Annotated in this window: 2 protein-coding genes and 1 pseudogene; all 3 read left to right on the forward strand. The window is 52.2% G+C overall.

Going from position 1 to position 2,579, the window contains the following annotated elements; genetic code table 11:
• Positions 1-565, forward strand: a pseudogene (locus B3P58_RS14320) (hypothetical protein); the annotation flags it as partial.
• Between the two features lie 18 nt (positions 566-583).
• Positions 584-1,759, forward strand: a complete 1,176-nt coding sequence (locus tag B3P58_RS14325) for a hemin-degrading factor (protein WP_286718508.1) — start codon at positions 584-586, stop codon at positions 1,757-1,759.
• A 2-nt stretch (positions 1,760-1,761) separates the two neighbouring features.
• Positions 1,762-2,579 (forward strand): heme/hemin ABC transporter substrate-binding protein (locus B3P58_RS14330; protein WP_286718510.1); only part of this gene is annotated, 818 nt, incomplete at its 3' end.

The raw sequence follows: 2,579 nt of genomic DNA on the forward strand, positions 1-2,579 counted from the left end.
GTTCGTCCTTGATGCGGTGAGCTATGGTGAAATCACTGTGCGTTATGAAACTCAGGCAACAGATACCACACAGTTTGCCGGTGGTGAAAAAACACTGACCGCCGCTGTTGCAGACGGAGCCACCGAACTCTGTCTGGATTTTGATGCTCAGGCTGCAGCAGATTGCGGAGGTGCCGACTGGGATCTGCGTTATGAAATAAACCTTGCCGCACGGGCAATTAATTTATGGAGTAACGGTGGTGTTTATGGCGACGGTAATGGCGCCGCCTTTGGTGCAATCGCCGCTGCTGAACTGGCGGCCTACACCAGTGCCACCATGGTCGACAGCACCAGTATTGCCGCTCATTACAGTGCCGATTCTGCCAGCAGTATTTTCAGCGAGTCCAGCTGGTACGCTTACAACCTGAGTGGCGCTCATAAACTCTGGCCAAATTTCCGTACTTATATCGTCGATGCTGACAGCAATACTGAGAGCAGCGAAAAGTTCGCTGTACAGATCAGTAACTACTACAGCCTGGGCGGCTCTGGCAGCCCGGAAATCCGCTTTAAGAAAATCATCCAGTAACTCTGCCGGAGACATATTATGACAACAGCAACTATTAATTCGGTATCGGCCAGCAGCACAGCCGCAGATATTGTTCAGTTTTTTTCTGACCTTGCCCGGCGCTGGCAGGCACTGCGTGATGAAAATGAAAAACTGCGTATCCGCAATGCCGCAGAGCAGCTGGGAGTCAGCGAAGCGGAATTGCTGGCGACCAGGGTAGGTAATGGCGTTACCCGTCTCAACAGCGATTTTAAAAAACTGTTCACCGAAGTAGAAAGCCTTGGCTCTGTTATGGCGCTGACCCGTAATGACGCTATGGTGCACGAAAAAACCGGCCAATATAAAGACCTGAGTATTCACGGCAATATGGGGCTGGCGCTGGGCGTGATTGACCTGCGTATTTTCTTCAGCCGTTTTGTTTATGGCTTTGCGGTACAGGAGGGTGCGGGTAACAGTATGCGTGAAAGCCTGCAGTTCTTTAATGCTCAGGGTGAGGCTGTGCATAAAATTTATGCCAACACTCATACGGATATGCAGGCCTTCCGTGCTCTGGTTGAGCGTTATCGTGCGGCAGAGCAAAGCGCATTTATCGTATTGGAAAGAAACCTGCCGGAAGATGATCAGGCAGAAAAGGATAACGCATTATTGCAGGCGCCGGCACAGCTTAATGTACAGCAGCTGCGTAAGGACTGGAGTGAACTGAAAGATGTACATCATTTTCAGGCGATGCTGAAAAAACATCAGCTGGAACGCATCCCGGCATACCGTGCTATCGGTGCCGATTATGCCCAGCAGCTGGATAAGCAGGCCTTTGAAGATGCGCTGCTGCAGGCCGCAGCCAGTGAGCTGCCGATTATGGTGTTTGTCGGCAGTGAAGGCATGGTGCAGATTCATACCGGCCCGGTTAAAACCCTGCTGCGTACCGGCCCATGGTTTAACGTCCTTGATCCTGATTTTAATCTGCACGCCAATACCCAATTGCTGGAACAGGTCTGGCTGGTGCGTAAACCCACAACCGATGGCGTTGTCAGTGCCCTGGAAATGTTTGATGCCGAAGGCAAACAGGTTGCCCTGTTATTCGGTGAACGCAAGCCCGGTAAACCGGAGCTTGAAGGCTGGCGCGGGTTGTTAAATAAATTGCTGGCAAAGCATGCACTGGCTGTTAATTCTGCTGTTGATGCAGATGCTGTGCAGTCCGTGGCCAGCGGAGAATAATTATGCGTTATTTTATTCAACTCCGCAGGATAGCGGTATTTTCAGCAGGACTGTTCTCGTTTGTCTTGTTTAGTTCCGCTGTGTTTTCTGCCGAGCGGGTGGTCAGTATTGATGGCTCGCTGACGGAAATTATTTACGCGCTGAATGCGCAGGATGCTTTGGTTGCGGTTGATACCACCAGTCGTTACCCACCGGCAGCAACAGAACTGCCGGACGTGGGATATATGCGGCAGTTATCGGCGGAAGGCATTCTTGCGCTGTCGCCAACACTGGTATTAGCCAGCACCGATGCCGGACCTGACAGCGTGTTTGAACAACTGCAGCAGGCGGGTGTGAAGATTGTACGTGTCCGTAATCATTACTCCGTCGACGGTGTGCTGAATAAAATACAGGCTGTGGCTGACGCACTGAATAAACCGGACGCAGGACGCGCACTGGCGGGCAGTATTAAACAGCAGGCCGATGCAGCACTGGCGAGTATTCCTGCAGATGCAGCAGCGCCTGCTGCGTTATTTATTCTCGGTGCCGGTAATCGCGGGTTAATGGCGGCAGGCAGTAAAACCCAGGCCGATGCCATGCTGGCACTGTTAAATGCGCGCAACGTTATGGTTTACAACGGCTATAAACCCGTCAGCGCTGAAGCGGTATTGCAGGCCGGACCAGAGGTTGTACTTATTGCCAACACAGAAGCCGCGGCGGATACATCGCAGGCGCAGAGTGCGGCATTAAATACACAACTGGCGATGACGCCGGCCTTCCGTCAGCAACGTATTCATACCCTGGATACTTCATTGGTGCTGGGTTTTGGGCCGCGTATTGG

The organism is Thalassolituus sp. UBA2009, assembly GCF_002335285.1.
GTDB lineage: Bacteria > Pseudomonadota > Gammaproteobacteria > Pseudomonadales > Oceanobacteraceae > Venatoribacter > Venatoribacter alkanivorans.

What these genes read in the sequence shown, in the direction of transcription:
- B3P58_RS14325 (WP_286718508.1), top strand. Translation starts at nt 584, where the DNA reads ATGACAACAGCAACTATTAATTCGGTATCGGCCAGCAGCACAGCCGCA.